At 59.9% G+C, this 21,276-nt stretch carries 19 protein-coding genes; 5 read left to right on the top strand and 14 right to left on the bottom strand.

The genetic code is table 11. The annotated features are described in order from the left end of the window. Nucleotides 1-35 precede the first annotated feature (35 nt). The gene (locus ACPWMG_RS16000) at nucleotides 36-1,313 is read right to left on the bottom strand and encodes an ABC transporter substrate-binding protein (protein WP_483300469.1); all 1,278 of its coding nucleotides are present in this window, start codon (nucleotides 1,311-1,313) and stop codon (nucleotides 36-38) included. A gap of 188 nt (nucleotides 1,314-1,501) precedes the next feature. Here ACPWMG_RS16000 and ACPWMG_RS15995 point away from each other — a divergent pair, with 188 nt between their 5' ends. After that, nucleotides 1,502-2,548: a substrate-binding domain-containing protein gene (locus ACPWMG_RS15995; protein WP_483300468.1), complete on the top strand. Its 1,047-nt coding sequence runs from the start codon at nucleotides 1,502-1,504 to the stop codon at nucleotides 2,546-2,548. Between the two features lie 119 nt (nucleotides 2,549-2,667). On the opposite strand, the gene ACPWMG_RS15990 is transcribed toward ACPWMG_RS15995, so the two are convergent. From ACPWMG_RS15990 to ACPWMG_RS15980, 3 genes are all read right to left on the bottom strand, one after another. After that, on the bottom strand, nucleotides 2,668-3,162 hold the full coding sequence (locus ACPWMG_RS15990; protein WP_483300467.1) for a hypothetical protein: 495 nt from the start codon (nucleotides 3,160-3,162) through the stop codon (nucleotides 2,668-2,670). A gap of 124 nt (nucleotides 3,163-3,286) precedes the next feature. Continuing rightward, the gene (locus ACPWMG_RS15985) at nucleotides 3,287-3,538 is read right to left on the bottom strand and encodes a GlsB/YeaQ/YmgE family stress response membrane protein (RefSeq protein ID WP_483300466.1); all 252 of its coding nucleotides are present in this window, start codon (nucleotides 3,536-3,538) and stop codon (nucleotides 3,287-3,289) included. 109 nt (nucleotides 3,539-3,647) lie between these two features. Beyond that, nucleotides 3,648-5,669, bottom strand: coding sequence for an ABC-F family ATP-binding cassette domain-containing protein (locus ACPWMG_RS15980; protein WP_483300465.1), 2,022 nt, complete (start codon nucleotides 5,667-5,669; stop codon nucleotides 3,648-3,650). A gap of 399 nt (nucleotides 5,670-6,068) precedes the next feature. Between ACPWMG_RS15980 and gnd the strand changes: the two genes are divergently transcribed. Continuing rightward, entirely contained in the window at nucleotides 6,069-7,493 is a 1,425-nt protein-coding gene (gene gnd, locus ACPWMG_RS15975; RefSeq protein WP_483300464.1) for a decarboxylating NADP(+)-dependent phosphogluconate dehydrogenase, read from the top strand. A 97-nt stretch (nucleotides 7,494-7,590) separates the two neighbouring features. Beyond that, nucleotides 7,591-7,851 (top strand): hypothetical protein, encoded by a 261-nt coding sequence (locus ACPWMG_RS15970; RefSeq protein WP_483300463.1) that lies wholly within the window; start codon nucleotides 7,591-7,593, stop codon nucleotides 7,849-7,851. Between the two features lie 645 nt (nucleotides 7,852-8,496). Here ACPWMG_RS15970 and ACPWMG_RS15965 read toward each other — a convergent pair. Continuing rightward, on the bottom strand, nucleotides 8,497-8,889 hold the full coding sequence (locus tag ACPWMG_RS15965; protein WP_483300462.1) for a hypothetical protein: 393 nt from the start codon (nucleotides 8,887-8,889) through the stop codon (nucleotides 8,497-8,499). Between the two features lie 107 nt (nucleotides 8,890-8,996). On the opposite strand from ACPWMG_RS15965, the gene ACPWMG_RS15960 reads away from it, so the two are divergent. Then, nucleotides 8,997-9,215 (top strand): hypothetical protein, encoded by a 219-nt coding sequence (locus ACPWMG_RS15960; protein WP_483300461.1) that lies wholly within the window; start codon nucleotides 8,997-8,999, stop codon nucleotides 9,213-9,215. Nucleotides 9,216-9,324: 109 nt separating this feature from the next. On the opposite strand, the gene ACPWMG_RS15955 is transcribed toward ACPWMG_RS15960, so the two are convergent. From ACPWMG_RS15955 to ACPWMG_RS15945, 3 genes are all read right to left on the bottom strand, one after another. Beyond that, nucleotides 9,325-9,903, bottom strand: coding sequence for a PEP-CTERM sorting domain-containing protein (locus ACPWMG_RS15955; protein ID WP_483300460.1), 579 nt, complete (start codon nucleotides 9,901-9,903; stop codon nucleotides 9,325-9,327). Between the two features lie 227 nt (nucleotides 9,904-10,130). Further along, nucleotides 10,131-10,919, bottom strand: a complete 789-nt coding sequence (locus ACPWMG_RS15950; protein WP_483300459.1) for a PEP-CTERM sorting domain-containing protein — start codon at nucleotides 10,917-10,919, stop codon at nucleotides 10,131-10,133. 889 nt (nucleotides 10,920-11,808) lie between these two features. Beyond that, nucleotides 11,809-12,375, bottom strand: a complete 567-nt coding sequence (locus tag ACPWMG_RS15945) for a tetratricopeptide repeat protein (RefSeq protein ID WP_483300458.1) — start codon at nucleotides 12,373-12,375, stop codon at nucleotides 11,809-11,811. A gap of 802 nt (nucleotides 12,376-13,177) precedes the next feature. On the opposite strand from ACPWMG_RS15945, the gene ACPWMG_RS15940 reads away from it, so the two are divergent. Continuing rightward, on the top strand, nucleotides 13,178-14,959 hold the full coding sequence (locus ACPWMG_RS15940) for a methyl-accepting chemotaxis protein (RefSeq protein ID WP_483300457.1): 1,782 nt from the start codon (nucleotides 13,178-13,180) through the stop codon (nucleotides 14,957-14,959). 157 nt (nucleotides 14,960-15,116) lie between these two features. Here ACPWMG_RS15940 and ACPWMG_RS15935 read toward each other — a convergent pair whose 3' ends face one another. The 6 genes from ACPWMG_RS15935 to dapC all read right to left on the bottom strand — a co-directional run bounded on the left by ACPWMG_RS15935 (nucleotide 15,117) and on the right by dapC (nucleotide 21,229). Beyond that, entirely contained in the window at nucleotides 15,117-15,599 is a 483-nt protein-coding gene (locus ACPWMG_RS15935; protein ID WP_483300456.1) for a GreA/GreB family elongation factor, read from the bottom strand. 23 nt (nucleotides 15,600-15,622) lie between these two features. Further along, complete coding sequence (gene prmB / locus ACPWMG_RS15930; protein ID WP_483300455.1) at nucleotides 15,623-16,495, bottom strand: 50S ribosomal protein L3 N(5)-glutamine methyltransferase; 873 nt, start codon at nucleotides 16,493-16,495, stop codon at nucleotides 15,623-15,625. 10 nt (nucleotides 16,496-16,505) lie between these two features. Further along, complete coding sequence (gene dapE / locus ACPWMG_RS15925) at nucleotides 16,506-17,702, bottom strand: succinyl-diaminopimelate desuccinylase (RefSeq protein ID WP_483300454.1); 1,197 nt, start codon at nucleotides 17,700-17,702, stop codon at nucleotides 16,506-16,508. Nucleotides 17,703-17,763: 61 nt separating this feature from the next. Next, the gene (locus ACPWMG_RS15920; RefSeq protein WP_483300453.1) at nucleotides 17,764-18,906 is read right to left on the bottom strand and encodes a PilT/PilU family type 4a pilus ATPase; all 1,143 of its coding nucleotides are present in this window, start codon (nucleotides 18,904-18,906) and stop codon (nucleotides 17,764-17,766) included. Between the two features lie 95 nt (nucleotides 18,907-19,001). Beyond that, nucleotides 19,002-19,826: a 2,3,4,5-tetrahydropyridine-2,6-dicarboxylate N-succinyltransferase gene (dapD, locus tag ACPWMG_RS15915; RefSeq protein WP_483300452.1), complete on the bottom strand. Its 825-nt coding sequence runs from the start codon at nucleotides 19,824-19,826 to the stop codon at nucleotides 19,002-19,004. A gap of 56 nt (nucleotides 19,827-19,882) precedes the next feature. Then, nucleotides 19,883-21,229: a succinyldiaminopimelate transaminase gene (gene dapC, locus ACPWMG_RS15910; protein WP_483300451.1), complete on the bottom strand. Its 1,347-nt coding sequence runs from the start codon at nucleotides 21,227-21,229 to the stop codon at nucleotides 19,883-19,885. Nucleotides 21,230-21,276: the final 47 nt, after the last annotated feature.

Raw genomic sequence — 21,276 nt, 5'->3', positions numbered from 1 at the left:
GAGGCGGGTTACCTGCGCGGTGTCAAAAAGACGTGTTACTTCCAGTCCGGGCCGCGGCGAATCGACTCGATCTTGCGTTCGAGCTTTTGCAGACTCACGTCGGCTTTGGCTTTGCCGGAGATCACGTCGTGTGACGCGTTCCAGAAGGCAGCAGAAACTTCGTTGTACTTGGCACCGGTGACGGTGGCGGGGCGGGGCACTGCGTTGACGAAGGTTTCATACAGTTCGCCGAAGAACGGCGTGGCCTTCAGCACGTCGGCGTCTTTGTAGAGCGCGGGCAATGTAGGGTTGTAAGAGCCGCGAATGGCGCGATCCTTTTGTACGGCGGCGCTGGTGAGGTACATCACCAGATCGGCTGCTGCGTCGGGATTCTTCGAGTACTTGCTCACCGCGAGTTGCCAGCCACCCAGCGCGGCTGCACTCTTGCCGCCTTCGCCCTTGGGCAGGGCCACCACACCCACCTTGCCTTTGACGGGGCTATCGGCACCTTGGCTGAGCGACCATGCGTAGGGCCAGTTGCGCATGAACACCGAGTTGCCTTGCTGGAAGACACCGCGTGCGTCTTCTTCGCCGTAGTTGAGCACGCCGATGGGCGCAATCGTACCGACCCAACCTGCGGCGGTGGTCAGCGCCTTGGCGGCTGCGGGGTTGTTGACCGTGATCTTGCCTGTGGCGTCGACGATGTTGCCACCGCCATAACTGGCCACCCATTCGAGCGCGTCGCAGGTCAGGCCTTCATAGGCTTTGGCTTGGAACACGTAGCCTTGCATGCCGCCATTACCAGCCTTGCGCTCGGCGGCCATGATTTTTTCTGCGGTTGCGGTGAGTTGTTCCCAGGTGGCGGGCACTTTCTCGTTGTATTTTGCGAGCAGGTCTTTGCGGTAGTAAAGCACCCCGGCATCGATGAACCAAGGCATGGCCACCAGTTTGCCGTCGACCGTGTTGTTGGCGATGACGGCAGGGAAGTGGTCCTTTTCAACGCCCTTGGTATAGGGCTTCAAGTCGAGCAGGTGTTGCTTGATGATGCCGGGCCATACGGTGTCCACCGTGATGACGTCGACGTCGGACGACTTGGCTGCAAACATCTGGCGAAACAGACCCAGGATGTCAGAGGTGGATTGCGGGATCGTCAGGTGTTTGACGGTGTTGCCGGTTTTGGCGCTCCATTCGTCTGCCGCTTTTTTGCAGAACTCGAAGTCTTGACCCACGGTGCCGCACGAAACGGTGACTGTGACGCCTGCGGCCTGCGCCGCTACGGAGCCCAGCAGCATCAATGCGGCAGCGGCGGATTTCTTCAAGACGGCAGATTTCATGTTGTCTTCCTTGGTTGTGTTTTTCATGGCGTTGTCGTGAAGCTCAAAGCGCTTACGGCATACATTGCAAAACGAAATTGCGTATTTCGTTTTGCATGATTGTTTATCGTATGCACTTAAAAAATTAAAAGTAACTATGGAACAATGTGTAATATAAAAATTGATTTAAATACATTGCACACAGGAACATGTCGCTCAAGAAAATTGCCGAAGAACTGGGGGTCTCGCTCACCACGGTGAGCCGCGCGCTGAATGGCTACCCTGAGGTCGCCAAGGCCACGCGAGAAGCGGTGTTGGCGGCCGCGCTGCGACATGGACACCAGACCGATGCGCGCGCTCGTGGCTTGGCCTTGGGACGTTCTGATGCGGTGGGTCTGGTCTTTCCGTTGACGCCAAGCGACCTGGGCGACCCGCTGCTGCTGGAGGTGATCAGCCATCTCGGCGCGCGTCTGGCGCAGGCCCGGCTGGATCTGCTCATCATTTCTGCGTCTGTGCAGGACGAAGTTGCCGCTTATCAGCGTGCGATTGCGGGCCGTCGTGTGGATGCGTTTGTAGTGCCGCGAACACGTGTGGTGGATGCGCGGCTGGAGTTGTTGCAGGCCGAGGGGGTGCCGTTTGTCGCGTACGGGCGCAGCGGTGCTTTTGAGGCGCCGTACGCCTGGCTCGACTTCGATAACTTCGCAGGTGCGCGCTTGGCCACGCAACGTTTGATCGCGCATGGGCACCGTCGGTTGGGGTACCTGGGCGCGGATGCGTTTTATAACTTTGCAGACCAGCGTTTTCAGGGCTTCAGTGCGGCGCTGCAACGGGCCGGGTTGCCTCTGGAGCGGGCTTCAGTGCTGCGCTGCGCCCTGGATCGACGTGCTGGTTACGCGGGCCTACAGCAGATGTTGTCGCAGCTGCATCCTCCCACTGCGGTGCTGGTCGACAACCACCTGGCCGGTGTCGGCGCGGTGTTGGCCGCACGTGATGCGGGCCTGGTGTTGGGGCGTGACTTCTCGTTGATTGTCTACGACGGATTAGAGGCCGACCGCTCCGTGCTGGGCGCGGTCACAACCGTTCAACAGCCCACGCCGAGCGAAGTAGGTCTGCAGTTAGCCGAGATGGTGCTCGGGCGGTTGCGCGGCGAGGATCCGGCCACGTTGCAGCGGGAGCGTGTGCCTGTTTTGGTGGATGGGACCACCGACGGGCCGTGGCTTGAACTTGGTTTATCCGGTGATGAGTTGCAACGTTAGATCGCGATATTGGCGCTGTCACGGGTGCTAAAAAACGCCGCACGTCGATCTGTGAGAAGTAACTCCGAGGTAACTCTGTGTCTGGCACGGTGGCTAATGTCGCAAGCTGTGGTCATGCTTTAACTTGGGCTTTGCAACTGCAGTTGCGCCGAGCGGGCCACGCGCACACAGTCCTTCAGATGCTCTTCGCCCAGAAAGCGGATAGCGGTGTAGCCCATCAGCGCTGCTACCGCCTGACCCGCCAACGGCACGTACTTCGCCGCCTGTTTGGCCGTCATGCGCATGCCGGCTTTGGCTGCGGCGCTGATGATCAGTTCACGCGTGATCAGCTTGCCAATGAGTACCGAGCCGACCATGGTCACGGCCTTTTGCACCTGTTCGCGCTGTGTTGGATTGAGCTTGTCGATTTGCTCGGGCGCCAAGCCAAAGGTGGCATTGACTTGTGGAATCAGCTTGCTGAGCAAGGCGGCGTCAACCGCCCAATCGAGGCCGGGAATCGGCACCATGCTGGCCCCTGCGGCAAGCATGGCCTTGCGGTGCAGCAACTGGCGGCTGCGGCGCACAGCTTGCACCAGGGTGGGGTCGCCTTCGGCGAGTTGCAGGGCTGTAGGCATGAGTTTGAACCCTCCATGCGGATCAAATCATCAGCCTAACAGCCTGTGATGTGGGCCGACTGAAAAAAGGGTATTGGCCTACGCAGCTTCTTTGCACGTACGCGACAGATCAATCAGAAGAGGCTTACGACTTCTTGCTGATGAGGCCGTAGATGAACAGCAACACCACGGCACCCACCACAGAAGCGATCCACCCCGCACCTTCGCCCGGCGCGTACCAGCCCATCTTGGCACCGATGAAGTTGGCGCCAAACGCACCGGCAATGCCGAGGATAGAGGTCATGATGATGCCCAGCTTGTCGTCGCCGGGCTTGATGGCGCGGGCGATCAAGCCCACGATGAAGCCGACGATCACAGTTCCAATCAATGACAGCATAGGAGTTTCCGTTTGAGTAGAGAAAACGCCGACTGTAATGGCTTGGCTGGAGTGTGATGTGACTTTGTCTTGCGGCATCCCCGCCAGCAGCGGGAAGCGCAACAAAGTATTACACCTCGGCCGTGCGGATGGCTTCGATCTGTTCCGACAGGCTCAGCCACTGCTCTTCCAGCGTGGCCAATTCATCGCCCACAACCTTGAGGCGTTTGCCCGCTGCAGCCAAGTCGGCTGGCGTGAGCGGCGTAGCCATCTTGGCTTCGAGTGTGTCTTTTTCTTTGGTCAGGGCGGCCATGGTCTGGTCGACCTTGTCGAGTTCTTTTTGCAGCGGCTTGGCCTGTGTGGCCAACTGCTGACGACGGGCCGAGTCAGCGCGGCGTTGCTCTGCGGGGTTGACGGCAGGGGCTGGCGCGGCCACTGGCGCCGCCGCAACAGGTTTTGCCGGCGCTGGTGCTTTGGCTGCCGCAGCGGTGGCGTTCTTGGCTTCTTCGCGCAGGCGTTTGCTTTCTTCCAGCAGGTAGCGCTGGTAGTCGTCAAGGTCACCGTCGAATGGCGCCACACCGCCGCGCGACACCATCCAGAACTCGTCGCACACCGAGCGCAGCAGCGCACGGTCGTGGCTCACCAACATCACGGTGCCTTCAAACTCGTTCAGCGCCATGGCCAGTGCTTCACGGGTGGCCAAGTCCAAGTGGTTGGTTGGCTCATCGAGCAGCAGCAGGTTGGGGCGTTGCCAGACGATCATGCACAACACCAGGCGCGCTTTTTCACCGCCGCTCATGCTGCCCACGGCTTGTTTCACCATGTCGCCGCTGAAGTTGAAAGTGCCCAGGAAGCTGCGCAGGTCTTGCTCGCGCGTGGCTTGGCCGGCCAACTTGCCGGCAGCCGTGGTTTCTTTCACCAGGCGGATCATGTGTTCCAGCGGGTTGTCGGCCGGGCGCAGCACATCCAGCTCTTGCTGGGCGAAGTAGCCGATGTTCAGGCCCTTGCCTTCGGTGATCTCGCCTTCAATCGGCTGCAGCGCACGCGCCACTGTTTTTACCAGCGTCGATTTACCTTGGCCGTTAGCACCCAGGATGCCGATGCGTTGGCCTGCCAGTACCGACTTGCTGACCTTTTGCACGATGACCGTGGGCGGCGTGCCTTCAGGCGCGTCTTCGGGCGCGGGGTAGCCAAAGGTGCAGTCGGACATCGACAGCATGGGGTTGGGTAGGTTGGCGGGCTCTTTGAACTCGAAGCTGAATTCGGCTTCGGCCAGCAGCGGCGCAATCTTTTCCATGCGGTCGAGGGCCTTGACCCGGCTTTGCGCTTGCTTGGCTTTGCTGGCCTGCGCCTTGAAGCGCGAGATGAACTTCTGCAAATGCGCGATCTTGTCTTGCTGCTTGGCGAACGAGGCTTGTTGCAGCTCCATCTTCTCGGCGCGCATGTCTTCAAACTTGCTGTAGTTGCCGCCGTAGCGGTTCAGCTTGGCGGCTTCGATATGCGCGGTGACATCGGTGATGGCGTCCAAAAATTCGCGGTCGTGGCTGATGACCAGCAGCGTGCCGGTGTAGCGCTTGAGCCAGGCTTCCAGCCACACCAGGGCGTCCAAGTCCAAGTGGTTGGTTGGTTCGTCGAGCAGCATCAGGTCGGACGGGCACATCAGCGCGCGGGCCAGTTGCAGGCGCATACGCCAGCCGCCGGAGAAGCTGTTCACCGGGTTGTCGAGTTCGCTGGTCTTGAAGCCCAGGCCCAAAATCAGCGCCTGCGCGCGGGCTTGCGCGTCGCCAGAACCGGCGTCGTACAGCGCCATGTAGGCGTTGGCCATGCGCTCGCCGTCGTCGGTGGCTTCGGCGGCGGTCACTTCTTGCTGCGCGGCCAGCAGCGTGGTGTCGCCTTCGATCACGAAGTCGGTGGCACTTTGCTCGGTTTCGGGCATGTCCTGTGCCACCTGGGCCAGGCGCCACTGGGCGGGTACGTTGAAGTCGCCGCCGTCCTCGTGCAGCGTGCCGTTGAGCAGCGCAAACAGCGTGGATTTGCCCGCGCCATTGCGGCCTACCAGGCCAACCTTTTCACCCGGGTTGATGGTGAGGTTGGCGCTGTCGAGCAGGACTTTGGCGCTTCGGCGCAGGACGACGTTTTTCAGGGTGATCATGAAAGGGAGCCGCTCGTGGCGGCCCTGAATACGGAATATGGGTAAGGCCAGGGCGGTGCGCTCCGGCAACGGGCCATGGCAGGTACAAATCATTGCGCTGCGGCCAATAGACCCGCGATTTTAGGGCTTCGCGCTTGTTTGCGGCTTTCTTGATGTCAGTTGGCCCGTCTCAGGCTAGGCGTAAGCCTGGATGGGCGCGGTGCGAAGCGCATGCATGATGGCCTCTCGGATCGTCAATTGGCGCTTACAGGTCGGTTACGGGAAGGTTACAAGCCTGTATGCTTTCAATGCCATGCCACTGGCCGCGCCATGGGCTTGGGCTGCTGACAAAATGCATTCGCACTAAATAAAGATGCAGCAGTCGATTACCAACAACCAAACAACTTCCGGGAATGATCCATGAGCAGCAAAAAGAGTGATTTTGGACTGATCGGTTTGGCCGTGATGGGGCAAAACCTCGTCTTGAATGTAGAGAGCCGCGGTTTCCAGGTCAGCGTGTTCAACCGTACCCCAGACAAGACCGAAGCCTTCCTGGCCGCACATCCTGGCAAGCAACTGGTGGGTAGCACCACACTGCAAGAGTTTGTGCAAAGCCTGGCCTCGCCGCGCAAGATCCAGATCATGGTCAAGGCCGGCAAGCCGGTGGACGACGTGATCGAACAGTTGATTCCGCTGCTCGACAAAGACGACATCATCATCGACGGTGGCAACAGCCTTTACACCGACACCGAGCGCCGTGACGCCTACCTCACCAGCAAGGGCTTGCGCTTCATTGGCGCGGGTGTGTCTGGTGGCGAAGAGGGCGCACGCAAGGGCCCGTCCATCATGCCGGGTGGCCCCGCTTCCACCTGGGAAGTGATGAAGCCAATCTTCGAGAGCATCTCTGCCAAGGTCGACGGCCAGCCGTGTGTGATCCACATCGGCCCGGGCGGCGCCGGCCACTACGTGAAGATGATCCACAACGGCATCGAATACGGCGACATGCAGTTGATCTGCGAGGCCTACAGCCTGTTCAAGGCAGCAGGCTTTACCACCGACGAGATGGCCGCCATCTTCAACGAGTGGAACGAAGGCGACCTGCAGAGCTACCTGATCCAGATTACCGGCAAGGCGCTGGAGCAAAAAGACCCAGAGACAGGCAAACCGCTGGTGGAACTGATCCTCGACAAGGCCGGCCAAAAGGGTACGGGCCAATGGACGCTGCTCAACGCCGCTGAAAACGCCGTGGTCATCAGCACCATCAACGCGGCTGTGGAGGCGCGTGTGTTGTCGTCGCAGAAGGCGCAGCGCGTCGAGGCCAGCAAACATCTGCAGGGCCCCAAGGCGGATTTGAGCGCCGAGAAGAAAGAACTGGTGGCCAAGGTGCACGACGCGTTGTACGCGTCTAAGGTGATCAGCTACACGCAAGGTTTTGACCTGATCAAAACCATGGGTGAAAAGAAGCAATGGGGTCTGGACTTTGGCGGCATCGCGTCCATCTGGCGCGGCGGCTGCATCATCCGTGCGCGCTTCCTGAACCACATCACCGACGCTTACCGCACCGATCCGGCGCTGGTGAATTTAATGTTGGCGCCGTTCTTCAAAGACCTGCTTAACAGCACGCAACAAAACTGGCGTGAAGTGGTTGCATTGGCCGTGCGCAACGGCATTCCGGTGCCAGCCTTCAGCGCGTCGCTGGCCTACTACGACAGCTACCGCTCGGCACGCCTGTCAGCCAACCTGCTGCAGGCGCAGCGCGACTTCTTTGGTGCGCACACCTATGAGCGTACCGACAAGCCAGCCGGAGAGTTCTTCCACACGGAATGGCCTGAAGTTATTGGGTAATGGTGGCTGTCGGGTGCACTCGTGTGCAATGCGGACGGCTGCTGACGGCCAGAACCAGACATCCGACCAGCACCTCCAGTTTCGCTCCCAATTGCACATGAAAGCAGATTTCAACCTGGCGCAGGAAATTCAGATTTGCTATCCACAGGAGCCTATTTGGGGCGAAGTTCCTGAGAGGGTGCTCGTCGAACTGGTTCAAACCCATTTTCAGGAGCCTTCGTGCGCGACGTTGGCTCTAGGCGAGCTACGGCATCGCAAGAGCACGCAGGCCACCAATCTGGCTGAATGGCTACTGCAGCAGGAGAATGCTGACCAGTGGCTGAAAAACGCCGCAGCGGATACTCTTGCTGGGGACTAACACGGCGGAACTGCCGCGATTTTCAGCCTAAGTGAAGGGGTCGGGTTTGAGCTCTATTAGCCAGCCTCTCCTCAGGCAGAATCCGGCCACAACCTGACACTGAGCTTGAAACATGGACCTTGCTGCGCTTGGAGTTCAAATTACGGCGAAGAGGGATGCCCGGATTCTCACGATTTACTCACTGCGATTGCCGTCTGACCAAGAGGAGTCGACGCTTCTCTCTCTGTTGGAGGCTATCCCAGACGGTTCGGAATTGAGCGCTGTTGACCCAGAGACAGGCGATGGCTCGATAGACGCCAGACGAATCAGAGGAGTATGGGAAACGAAACGCGGACGCCACGGCGCTCACGGAAGCTGGAAGCCAGCATCCTTGGCAGATGCCGTTGCATGGCTTCTTCCCGGTGCGCTTGCCGCTAAGAGGCATGCAAAATCGGGGTACTACGGCATCACGCTTTTGGTCCCAAATCGGGATTGACCTTAGCGTCGTTCAGCACACCTCAAGCTTCCGCTTAAGAGCAGGTCGTACGGCAGCAAAGGGCCCAAAGCGGCTGTAGCCCTTGCTCCAAAGCAGCCGCTCGACATCAATGGGATGATGCGGCGATAGCGTAGTTGGCTCCGATTGGGTAAGGCTTGGGCCCATTCAGGTCATTTGTCTTTACCATGGCCTTTGCCATGCCCCTTACCGTGGCCCTTGTCCTTTTCGCCCTGGTGACCATCGTCGTGCTGGCTGTAACGCTGCTGGTACCAATCCTCACGCACAAAGTAGACCGGCACGCCGCAGGCGTTGTACTGGCGGCAATGCTTGTCCCAATGTTTTTGGTGACCAGGCGGGATGCGCATGTAGACCGGCTGCGGGCGTACGGGCGCGCGTTGCACCCACACGGGCTCCGCCAGAACCACGGGCGGCGGTGAAGTGTTGCCGAGGTCGATGCGGCCATAGAAGCCCGGCTGACCGACCTGCACGGATACGCTGACATCCGCTGCGTGTGCAGCACCTGCCAGCAGTGCGAAGCCGAATAGGGGGAGCATGTTTTTCATGGCGTGCCTCGTTTTCTAAAGTGAACACTGAGTTGACAGTTGCGTAACGTTTCTCGGTCCCTTTGAGTCGACCATGGCCCCACGAAAAACAAAAACGAGGGGATGCCATGACATCTATCGACAAGAACCCATGTGATGCATTCGAGGCCACGTCTACCGCGTCTACCCGCGGCGATGACGTGTGGTCAGGTTTGATTGGACTGGACTTGGATTCACAGGGGCGCGGCGGTGCATCCAACGACACGCTAGTGGTCTTGCTCATCGCAGTGACCACCATATGTGGGTTTTCGCTGCTTGGCGCTGTATTGTTTATGAAGCTGCAATAACGTTCAGCTAAAACCGTTTTTGCTACAACTTGTGCAGTGCATTCGCTCCCATTTCCCAATGGGGCACAACGCCTGTGGCCTGTACCCTAATCAAGGGCTCGTGGTTTTACTACTGTCGGCAAAGCTTACGCTTACGCGCAAAGGAAAGCCCTGCCAATCCGAGACTCATCAAGGCGAATGAACCTGGCTCGGGCAGTTCCGCAACCCGCGCCGATGACACCGTGCCGAACCCATACAGATTGGCGTGCGACAGGGATTGCTTTCCTGATACGGACCATGTTCCCGACAGCGTGCCATCGACAAACGCAAAAACCGCCCAGTCAGGGTCTAGCTGGCCCTCTCCCACCTTGAAACCAATGGCAAGGTTGTCGAAGACGCTGTAGGCCACCGAGTTGATGCTGAAGGTGCCACTCGTGCCCCCTACGCCCGTTATCGTCAGCCACCCTTCATAGAGATTTCCGGCCGCGTCGGATTTGTCGGCCAGCACCCAACCCGGGTGGCTGGTCTGGAACGCGTCATTGTTCCCGTTGATATTGCCTGCCCCCACTTGCAGGCACCCTGCCACGGTGTTGGCACTGACGGTGAAGTCCCGCACACCTGCGGTACAGGCGTCGGAGGTCACCATGTTCGCCATGGCGCCTTGCGTAAAGACGGCCAAACAAGACAGAAGCAATGCGGATGTTTTCATACTGGCCATCACGTAGAGATGTTTGAGATACGCATCGCGTCAAGATGCAGACGATTCGATTTGAGCGAAAAGTGCGCAGTCCAGCAGTGAAATTTGTCACTGTTGTGGCCATTGATTCCGCAACGCGGGTAAATCGCTACTGCGTCAATGACGCGCGGGGTGAACAGCAGTGACCTACGTTAAAAAGCCTGCACTTCGGCGGGCTTTGGGGCTTACGGACGTGGGGTCTAGGCTTTGCGCTTTTGAACCAAAGCGAGGCCGACCAAGCCAAGCGAAAGCAACAACAATGACCCAGGTTCTGGCAGCAACTGCGTGGGTGTTCCGACGGGGTCGCGTGCCCACACCGAGATGTGCGAGAAGTTCTGCGCATTATTGTTATTGGGGTTCTGGAAGTCGTCTGTGTTCCATTCCCCGGTGAAAGAGTACGGCGTGGTGAAGTTAAAGCCCGGAATGCCTGACGACAACATGTTGAAGTCGAAGTCGTAGACCGCAAACCGGTCGCTGGCTTTGATGACGAAGGCCAGGTGGTCGAACGCATTGCGCCCCAGCACGGCTTGCACCTGGTCGATGATGTCGAGCGAGGTCTCCAGTGACCAGGTGCCCTGCGTGCAGTCGCCCACACAGTTCATCTTGACGTTCAGAATGTCGGCAATATTGAGCGGCTTGTCATAAGCGTCCATCACAAAGGAGCTGCCCGTGCCGTTGCTGGTTTTACCCAAATAAATCCAGCCGGGGTCGGTGTAAGAGCCGTTGTGGTCGAGGTCGAGCATGGGGGACGGCGCCGACGGATTGTTGAACCAGGTGGGGCTCAGCACTCCCGCCTGTCCATTCAACAGGCCGTCGCCCAATTGGCCGATGTTGGGGTTGGGATTATTGAATGGGTTACCCGAGTCGTTGCCGCTGTAGAGACCGCGACAACTGGTGGCATTCTGGTTGCCCGAATAGACGGTGCCCACCCCATTCAAAGGGCTGACCTCAATCGTCTTGATGGAGAACGAGTCGACACTACACGGCATGGACGGCAGTAGTGTGGGCAGTGTGGGGCCCGCGGAAGCGGTGGAGGGGAGCAGGCCAGTGAAGGCTGCTAGAGGGATGATGCACCGTAGTGCTTTGAGGAAGTTCATCGTGTCCACCTTGTCTCTTGGTGTATTGGTCACGACAAAATGCATAAACCGTTCCACAGAGGTGTGTTTTATGCAACACATTGATTTACATGAAGATTCCCTTTATCGATAAAGGGCCTCAAAACGCACTTGTAAGACGCCCCGACGTTGTTCACAGAATATGTATTTTCGCTAACTACGAAGCGTTCTCATTGCTATCAATTTTAATAAATTTAAAGCAACCAAAAGTGAGTTAATTGGCGCGTTGACGATGAAGTTTTTACTGTGTTGAACAGAACGCTTGTTGAGCCGTGTGAGTGGTGCAAAACGGCATGGAAGCTGTATCGCCGGAACGGTTTCCGATTGAATAAGGCTCGTCCAAAAGACCATTGTTGGCCGTATTCAGCGCCATGTGCCCTGAGTCCGGCTGTGGGCACATTGAACGTCCTTGATGTCAAGCCGTTCAGGGGCTTATCACTCCGCTTCCCCATCCCTTCGGCAATCTAGCGACTCCGACGGATTGGCGTTGCGTGGTGCCAAGTGGTTCCAAAGGTCTCCGAGCAGTTGGACGACTACAAGATATGTGACTGCTAAGAGCAAAACAAACTGCCATGCCGGGCGTGAGCCAGGAAACAGTGCCAGTAACGTGACCAGAAAAATCACGCTGATGATGGACCAGAGGTGACGCAGCAGCCACTTCTGGTGGCTCACGAGGGGCTGTCTCGATTCTGTCAATAACCTCATTGGCCACCTTGCGAATGTAACTGGCCGGTAGTAGCCGAACTGGGTCATCCCAGACCTACTACAAGCCGCGGGGTCCTGCTTTTTTAAGCTCCTCCAGCACCTTGGTTGTTTTCGGACTTTGAACGAACTGATACGCCTGCTCCGCATCTGAAATAGCTTGTCGCCAATTGCCCAAACCATCATAGGCCAAGGCCCGACCCACGAGGATGTCGGAGCGCAGCTTATTGTTTGATGCTCGAGCCCAGGCATTCTCGTAATCGGCAAGTGCCCTTTGGTACTCCCTAATCGTTAGGTAGACCGCCCCTCGGCTCATGAAACTCAAGGCAGCCGGCCGTAATTTAATCGAAGCGTTAAGATGCTTTAGCTTATTCGTGGTGTCTTTACGCTGACCGTAGTAAAGGGAAAGTGCATCATGCACATCGGCTTGGAAAGTTTCATCAATTTCACCACGAGCTAAGGCCGCCTCACAGAGGCGAGCGCGCGCCGTGTCATCCAGATTCTCATTTAGCTGCATGCAGGTAATGAGCACGTCAAAGGGACCCGAGTTCGGCGCTGACTGTTGCGCAGTAGAAGCCAACGCGAATACCGTAATCCCTACGGCAACTAACGCTTTCTCAAAACGCATGGTCATCTCCTTAGGGCATATGAGCAAGTGTCACAACATTAGTTAACCAGCCTGGTCCGGCAAGTTGGATACCGCAACGAAAGTCCGGTGCTGGCCGAACTGAGGGGTAACCACGGCCGACTGGTTCTGGCCGATAGTACCTGTTCGCTAAATGCCTTCCAACGGCCGCAATCAGCCTAAAGCTCCCATCTTTCGTTGACGGCATTGCAGGCGGCCATTCAGCCATTGTGGCCGAAAGCCTGCGGCTACGAAGCCGCCAGTCGCTTCTTTCCGGTGGCGGGTCTATTGCACCTTGAGGCGTCGGTCATGCCTTCGCTGTGTGGGGTGATCTCGGTTTTCGTGCTATTTGCGGCGCTCATGATTTAGGCCGTCCATTCATTCGCCAGTCGGGCGGGGCGTTCCCTCCCAACGCGAGGGGCAGTGCTTCCGTGTTCGCTCTGCAAAGCTTGCGGCTGCTGCCCGTCTCCACGGTGATTTGCAGATCGAGCACTGCGCCTTACAGGTTCGCGCAGGCCTTTTGAACGCATGAAATTTATGTTCCCGGAAAGGGGCAGTTTCCATGAATCGGCGACTGAAGCGTTCAACGGAATGGAGGTCAATCCCGAATTTCTAACGATGTGTTGGACACCACAACTCGATTCCAACATCGCCCATGGTGTGAACCAGTTCACATTTCAAACACACTTTGTCGGCCTATCTTGTCTACATTTCCTTGACAGCAGCAAAAACCTTCTGCGTTCAGCACAACGACGACAACCGCTGCCAACCTGCTCCAAAAGCACATCAAAGAGGACATGCCGAAATGAAACTCAGCAACCTGCGCATTCGCACCAGACTCAGCCTAGCTTTCGGCGGCCTGTCCCTGGTCGTCATGATGGTCGCCGGGCTCGCGCTTTACGCGCTAGCCGACGCCAACGCCCGCTTCACCGGCTTCACCAGTGGTATGAACGCCCGAGCCAACATGGCTGCCCATGTGCGCGCCGCAGTGGACGACCGCGCCATCGCCGCACGCAACCTGGTGCTGGTGACCAAGGAGTCCGACCTGGCCATTGAAAAGGCCGCAGTCACCGCCGCCCACAAGGACGTGCAGGCCAGCCTGGCCCGGCTAAACGAGATGGTCGCCGCAGGCCCCAATGTGTCCGAACAGGCGCGCAAGCTGGTGGCCGACATTGACAAGGTGGAGCAGGCCTATGGCCCAGTGGCGCTGGCCATCGTGGACCTGGTGCTGAGTGGAAAGCGTGAGCAAGCCGTGGCCCGCATGAACGACGACTGCCGCCCTCTGTTGGCTGCCCTGGTGCAAGCCACCAACGCCTACGCGCAATTCACCGAAGCTCGTACACAGGAACTGCAACAGAAAGCCGTGGCCGACTACGAACAACAGCGCAACCTGCTGGCCGGGATTTGCCTAGTGGCCATGTTGGCCGCCATTTTGGCCGGCTGGCGTATCACGCAAAGCATCACCGCCCCGCTGGACCGCGCCGTGGCTGCTGCCGACCGCATCGCCGACGGTGACCTGAGCGCTGATATCGAAGCCTCCAGCACCGACGAAACCGGCCGCCTGCTCGCCAGCCTGCAAACGATGCAGCAAAGTCTGGTGGCTACGGTGAGCGCCGTGCGTGGCAATGCCGAAAGCGTGTCGGTGGCCAGCTCCGAAATTGCGCAGGGTAACAGCGACCTCAGTATGCGCACAGAACAGCAGGCTTCTGCACTGCAACAGACCGCCGCTTCTATGGAAGAGCTCGGCACCACGGTCGCCAACAATGCCGAGAATGCCCGCCAAGCCGGCGAACTGGCCAGCGCGGCATCCAGCGTTGCCATCAAGGGTGGCGAAATGGTCGACGAAGTGGTTGCCGCCATGAAGGGCATCAACGAAAACGCACAGCAGATTTCCGACATCATCGCCGTCATCGACGGCATTGCTTTCCAAACCAACATTCTTGCGCTGAATGCCGCAGTGGAAGCTGCCCGTGCTGGCGACCAGGGCCGCGGTTTCGCCGTGGTGGCCAGCGAGGTGCGCAACCTGGCGCTACGCAGCGCCGAAGCGGCCAAGGCAATCAAGACCCTGATCACCTCTAGTGTGAAGCGTGTGGAACAAGGCACGACGTTGGTGGACCGCGCCGGCAGCACCATGCACGAAATCGTGTCCTCGGTGCAACGCGTCTCCGACATCATGAACGAGATCAGCGCCGCCAGCGCAGAACAAAGCAACAGCGTGGGCCAGGTCGGTGGCGCTGTGAACCAGATGGACCATGCCACGCAGCAGAACGCCGCCCTCGTGGAAGAAAGCGCTGCTGCCGCCGCGAGCTTGAAGACCCAGGCCGAGCAACTGGTGGCGGCTGTGGCCGTGTTCCGCCTGGCCCCTGGTATGGAAACGCGGGCTGCAACCCCAGCCGATCACCAACCGGCAGCCCCTGTCGTGCGGGCACAGATCAACACTGCGGCTTACCAGGGTGTCGAGCGCCGCGGCCCGAATCGTGCGCTGAACGTGACGCGCCTGCATCCGGTCGCCAGGGCAGCCAACACCGCCCCTGCCGCAACGCCTGCTGGTCAACGCACCGGCACAGACGACTGGAGCAGTTTCTGACGCTGCGCGTGTCGCGATTGATAGACGAGGTTGTCTATCGACCGGCGTGTGCTTGCGATATCCCCCCGATATCCGATGTGAGTCCTCGGCAGCAGAAGTCTAGCCTCCAGGCGCGTCTGCTGACTTCGGCCCATTCGGCGCGGGCTTGCTTGCGGCCTTAATACACTCGCAGCACCTCAAACTGCTGTCTGATGGCGGCGACCTGTATCCACACCTCATCACCCTCGCATTTACCCAGCATGGCCCTGCCCAAAGGGGCTTCGCTGCTGATGACCTGAACGAGCTGAGCGCCGTTGAGCAACTTCATGCTGCCCCCATCCGGCCCGAGAAAGATCTGTTGCTCCTTGTCGTCGGAATCGATTAAGCAGACCAGCGCGCCGAGGTCTATGCCTTTGCTGGCGTCATAGGGGCGCGGGCGGAATTGGCGCCAATTGGCCATCGCCTGGCGGATGCCTTCGGCGCGCCGCGCTTGCCCGGTGGCCAGGTATGCGGCTTCGAGTCCCAGTGTGTCGTATTTGTTTTCGGCGATGTTTTCTTCGTGAGTCGCCGTTTCATGGGCCGTTCGCACCGCCTGTTCGGCTTGCTGCAGGTCTTCAGTGAGCCGTTCCAGCACCTGCTGCTGCAGCAAGAACTTATCCATGATGAAACGCTGGATCTCGAACCTCAGCCTGCGAATGCCACCAAGGCCTCGCGGGTCACCAGCAACACTTGGTCGTCACCCGCGCTGGTGTCCATCCACACGACTTCCAAGCCGTCAAATGCGGTCTCGAAGTGTTCGCGTTCGTTGCCGATTTCCAGCACCAACACGGCGTGGGGAGTCATCTTCTGCGCCACGCCGACCAGCAGTTGGCGGATGAAATCCATGCCGTCGGCGCCGCCGTCCAATGCCAGGTTGGGCTCGGCCAGATACTCGGAGGGCAGGGCGGCCATGCTGGTGCTGTTGACGTACGGCGGGTTGCACAGGATCAGGTCGAACGGGCCGTCGACTGCGGCCAGGCCATCCGATTCGACCAGGCGCACGCGGTCGGCCAGGTGGTGTTTGTCGACATTGATACGTGCCACGGCCAGTGCATCGGGCGACAGATCAGCGCCGGTCACTTGCACATCGGGGAAGGTCATCGCGGTGAGGATGGCCAGGCTGCCGTTGCCGGTGCACAAGTCGAGCACGCTGTGGGTGTGTTCGCCCAGCCAAGGGTCGATGCTGGCATCGGCCAGCAACTCGGCGATGAACGAACGCGGCACGATGCTGCGCTCGTCGATGTAGAACGGCACGCCTTGCAGCCAGGCTTCTTGCGTGAGGTACGCGGCGGGTTTGCGGGTGCGGATGCGTTCTTCTAAAAGTGTAGCGACCTGCGCTTGCTGTTCGGGCGTGACAGGGGTTTCTTTCACGTCATCCAGCTCGTGGATGGGCATGCCCAATCGCCACAGTACCAGCCACGCGGCTTCGTCAAAGGCGTTGAGAGTGCCGTGGCCAAACGCCACGCCAGCTTCGCGCAGTTGCTTGGCGCTTTGTTCGATCAGTTCTATCAGTGTCATGGAAGCAGTCTTAGCCAGCGTTGGGTTGCAACTGCGCGTCCAGCAGCTCCAGCACGCGGCGGTAAATGTTCTTCAGCGGTTCAATGTCGGTGAGCGCAATGTGCTCGTCGATCTTGTGGATGGTGGCGTTTGGGGGGCCCAGTTCAATCACCTGCGGGCAGATCTTGGCGATGAAGCGGCCGTCGCTGGTGCCGCCAGTGGTGGAGAGTTCGGTCTCCAGCCCGGTCTCGTCGCGGATGGCAGCGCGCACGGTGTCCACCAAGTCGCCGGGCTCGGTCAGGAAGGGTTGGCCGCCCACGGTCCAGGCCAGGGTGTAGTCCAGCCCGTGGCGGTCCAGCACTTCGTGCACGCGCTTTTGCAGGCCGTCGGATGTGGACGCGGTAGAGAAGCGGAAGTTGAAGTCCACGACGGCGGTGCCGGGAATGACGTTGGTCGCGCCCGTGCCCGAATGGATGTTGCTGATCTGCCAACTCGTGGGTTGGAAGAATGCGTTGCCTTCGTCCCAGGTGATGGCGGCCAGTTCGGTGAGTGCGGGAAGGGCCAGGTGCACCGGGTTCTTGGCCAGTTGCGGGTAGGCGATGTGGCCTTGCACACCTTTTACTGTGAGCTTGCCGCCCATGGTGCCGCGGCGGCCGTTCTTGATCATGTCGCCGGTGCGCAGCACCGATGTGGGTTCGCCGACGATGCAGTAGTCGATCTGCTCGCCATGGGCCTGCAACCAGTCGCACATGATGACGGTGCCGTCGGTGGCAGGGCCTTCTTCGTCGCTGGTGAGCAGCAGCGCAATCGACAGATACGACTCGGGGTGCTGGGCGACGAACTCTTCCACTGCCACCACAAAGGCGGCGATGGAGGTTTTCATGTCACTGGTGCCGCGCCCAAACAGTTTGCCATCGCGGTGTGTGGGCGTGAACGGGTCGCTGGTCCATTGGTCGAGCGGGCCGGTGGGCACCACATCGGTGTGGCCGGCGAACACCAAGAGTTTGGTCTCAACAGGCGTGAGTGCGGCGGCTTCGCTGGGGCCAAAGCCTTTGCGAATGGCCCAGAGGTTGGTCACGCGAAAGTTGTCGGGGCCGCTTTCCACGGTTTCGAACACAAAGCCCAGCGGCTTCAGGCGTTCGGCAATGATCTTCTGGCAGTGCGCGTCTTCCGGGGTGACGGAGTGGCGCGAAACGAGTTGTTCGGTCAGGTGCAGGGTACGGCTCATGCCGGGGTCCTTATGCGGGCTGTCAAATGAGGGAGATGCCGGGGGCTGCGCGTCAAGTTGCTCATGACTTCACGTCCAGCGTGATTTCAGTGAACGAGGCTTCGTCGTCGGGCTCTTCAACCGGCACCGGTGCCGACTTGCGGGTGAAGTCGTTTTGCAGTCGCCACATCAGGTTGTTGGCCGAGTCGGCGTTGGCAATCGCTTCCTTGCGGTCGATGCGGCCTTCGGTGATCAAACGTGCCAGGTCGGCTTCAAAGGTTTGCGAGCCTTCGGCGATGGATTTTTCCATGGCCTCTTTCACGCCCGAGAAGTCGCCCTTGGCGATCAGGTCGGCCACGAAAGCGGTGTTCAGCAGCACTTCCACCGCTGGCACGCGGTCGCCCGTGGGCGTGCGCAGCAGGCGTTGCGACACGATGGCGCGCAGCGTGGTGGCCAAGTCGCCCAACATGGTGGGGCGCACTTCCACGGGGTAGAAATTCAGAATGCGGTTCAGCGCCTGGTGGCTGTTGTTGGCGTGCAGCGTGGCAATACACAGGTGGCCGGTCTGCGCGTAGGCAATGGCTGCTCCCATGGTTTCGCGGTCGCGGATTTCGCCGATCAAAATCACGTCAGGCGCCTGGCGCAACGCGTTCTTCAGGGCGACTTGCAGCGAGGCGGTGTCGGTGCCGATTTCGCGCTGATTCACCACCGACTTCTTGTTGCGGAACAAGTACTCCACCGGCTCTTCGATGGTCAGGATGTGCCCGCTCAAGTTCTGGTTGCGGTGGTCGATCATCGCGGCCAGCGTTGTGGACTTACCGGCGCCCGTGGCGCCCACCACCAGCAGCAGGCCGCGCTTGGCCATGATCAACTCGCTCAGCACCGGCGGCACGTTCAGCGAGTCGAGCGAGGGGATTTCACCGTTGATGTAGCGGATCACCACTGCGTAGGTGCCGCGCTGGCGCATGGCGCTGACGCGGAAGCGGCCCACGCCCGGCATCGAGATGGCGATGTTGAGCTCGCCCGACGTTTCCAGTTCTGCGATGTGCTCAGGCGCCACCACTTCGGCCAGCAGGCTGCGCGGCATGTCCACGGCCAGAATCTGGCTGTTGATCGGCACCGTCTGGCCGTTGATCTTGATCAGCGCCGGTGCGTTGGCCGAGAGGTACAGGTCGGATGCCCGCTTCTCGTGCATCAACCGCAAAATGCGTTCCATCGTGCTCATAAAGTTTCCCAGGTGAACCAGATTGCAAATGAGGCTGAAGCTTAGCGCGAGAGTTTGGCTTGAAGCGAGCCGGTCGCTTCAAGCCAACGGCGACATTACTCGCGCAGCAGGTCGTTCAGGCTGGTGGTCGAACGGGTCTTGGCGTCCACCTTCTTGACGATGATGGCAGCGTACATGCTGTAGCGGCCGTTGTCCTTGGGCAGGTTGCCGCTGACCACCACCGAGCCGGCAGGCACGCGGCCGTAGCTGATCTCACCCGTGGCGCGGTCGTAGATCGGCGTGCTTTGGCCGATGTACACACCCATCGAGATGACCGAGTTTTCTTCGACGATCACGCCTTCAACCACTTCGGAGCGGGCGCCGATGAAGCAGTTGTCTTCAATGATGGTGGGGTTGGCTTGCAGGGGTTCCAGCACGCCGCCCAGGCCCACGCCGCCAGACAAGTGCACGTTCTTGCCCACTTGCGCGCACGAGCCCACGGTAGCCCAGGTGTCGACCATGGTGCCTTCGTCCACATAGGCGCCGATGTTCACGTAGCTGGGCATCAGGATCGCGCCCTTGGCGATGAAGCTGCCGCGGCGCGCCACGGCTGGGGGCACCACGCGCACGCCGGTGGCTTTCATTTCCTCGGCGCTCAAGTTGCTGAACTTGGTCTGCACCTTGTCAAAGAACGCCAGGTCGCCGCTCTTCATGATTTCGTTGTCCTTCAGGCGGAACGACAGCAGCACGGCCTTCTTGATCCACTGGTGCACCGTCCACTGGCCCACGGCTTCGCGGGTGGCCACGCGCAGCGTGCCGTTGTTCAGTTGCTCGATGACGTGGTCAACGGCTTCGGAAACTTCTTTCGGTGCCAGCGAAGGGGAGAGGTTGGCGCGGTTGTCCCACGCGGTGTCGATAATGGTTTGCAGTTGCTGGGTCATGATGTGGAGCTCAGGTTTAAAACTAATAAAAACGGTTGAAGTCGGCCGACGTTGGGTCAGCCCTTGGCGTTGCGCGCCTGCACAAACTGCACGATGCGCCGGGCGGCTTCCGCGCACTCGGCGGTTTCGGCCACCAGTGCCATGCGGATGCGTTGCCGGCCGGGGTTCAAGGTGCCGCCGGGGTTGGCAACATCGGCTGTCTCTCTGGCTAAATAGCTGCCGGGCAGCACCGTGACATTGTAGGCAGCCAACAGGTCGCGTGCGAACGCGGCGTCGCTGTCCAGCCCATCGACCACGGCCGGGCCGGGCACCTTGGCCCAGAGGTAGAAACCAGCGTCGGGCAGGGCGACGTCCAGTACTTCGGCCAAGATGGGGGTGACCTCGGCAAACTTGGCGCGGTACTGGGCGCGGTTGTCCACCACGTGGGCTTCGTCGCCCCAGGCGGCGATGCTGGCGGTTTGCACCACCGGGCTCATGGCGCTGCCGTGGTAGGTGCGGTAGAGCAGAAAGGCTTTCATCAACGCCGCATCGCCCATCACAAAGCCGCTGCGCAGGCCGGGCACGTTGCTGCGTTTGGAGAGGCTGGTGAAGGCCACCAGGTTCTTGAAGTCGCTGCGGCCGAGTTTTGCGGCGGCTTCCAGGCCGCCCAACGGCGGCTCGTCGCGGAAGTAGATTTCGCTGTAGCACTCGTCCGAGGCGATCACAAAGCCATGTTTGTCGCTTAGCGCAAACAGCTTCTCCCATTCAGACAGCGGCATCACCGCGCCGGTGGGGTTGCCGGGCGAGCAGACGAACAGAAGCTGCGTGCGCGCCCAGACATAGGCCGGCACGCTGTCCCAGTCCACCGCAAAGTTGCGTGCCGGGTCGCTGGGCGCGTAGTAGGGCGTGGCGCCCGCCAGCAGGGCCGCGCCTTCGTAGATTTGGTAGAACGGATTCGGGCAGACCACGGTGGGAGCATTCGGAATACCTGCGCCCTGCGGGCTGCGGTGCTGAGCGCCTTCGGGCGGCCGGGCGGCGCTCGCTTTGTTCGGGTCAATCACCGTCTGGGCAAAAGCAAACAGAGCTTCGCGCGAACCATTGACCGGCAGCACTTGCGTGGCCGGGTTCAACGCCAACTGGTAGCGCCCTTGAATCCAGTCGGTGAACGACTTGCGCAGTGCCAGGTCGCCAGCGGTGGCCGGGTAAGCCGCCAAGCCGCTGGACGCGCTGATGGTGCCGCCGGACATGATGGGTGCGGTGATGGCCTCGGCCATGGCGCGCTGCAAAAACGGCGGCGTGGCGTGTTTCGGCTCGCCAATGCCCAGGCTGATGGGCCGGTAGGTCGGGTTGGGCGTGACGCTGGAGAAAAGTTGTTTCAGCCGCTCGAACGGGTAGGGCTGGAGTTTGGCAAGCAGGGGATTCATGGGCAGTGATTATCCGGTAACAAATCACCCCCGGCGCGTGGCGAGCA

It is taken from the genome of Hydrophilobacter chitinilyticus (assembly GCF_049860745.1).
Classification (GTDB): Bacteria; Pseudomonadota; Gammaproteobacteria; order Burkholderiales; family Burkholderiaceae_C; genus Rhodoferax_B.
The sequence above is the reverse complement of the archived record's forward strand: the minus strand, read 5'-3'. Positions and strand labels throughout refer to the sequence as shown.